The 379-nt window shown below is 64.6% G+C and carries 1 protein-coding gene; it reads right to left on the bottom strand.

Translation table 11 applies throughout. The features are described from left to right. On the bottom strand, nucleotides 1-318 hold a 318-nt coding region (locus tag OO68_RS48945), incomplete at its 3' end, for a hypothetical protein (protein WP_209442692.1). Between the last annotated feature and the right edge of the window lie 61 nt (nucleotides 319-379).

Below are 379 nucleotides of genomic sequence, written 5' to 3'. Positions count from 1 at the left end.
GGTGGCGTAGGCGTTGCCGCGGTTGTTGTAGGCGATCGCGAGGCCGGCCTGTGTCATGTCCTCGCCTGCATCGATCAGCGCCGTGCACGCACCGATGCGCGCGTCGGCCGGCGTGTGATCGAGACCGCTGCACAGCTCGATATTGCGCAGGTAGCTGCCCCTTTGCTTCGCGTTCTGCGCGCCCGCCGGCGTTACGAGCAACAGCAGGATGAAGACCGCCGACAGGCCGCGACTCCCACAGGAGCCTGCACGAGGCTTCATGTCGGGCTCCGGTTTTTGACGACGCAGCGTCACCGATGTCCGTGAGTAGCCGCTCAAGACCAACGCCCTGCCCGCCTAGCATCCGCGACAAATGTTCGGATTGAACCTGTGGTAGGTG

This window comes from Streptomyces iakyrus (genome assembly GCF_000717055.1).
Lineage (GTDB): Bacteria > Actinomycetota > Actinomycetes > Streptomycetales > Streptomycetaceae > Streptomyces > Streptomyces iakyrus.
The sequence above is the reverse complement of the archived record's forward strand: the minus strand, read 5'-3'. Positions and strand labels throughout refer to the sequence as shown.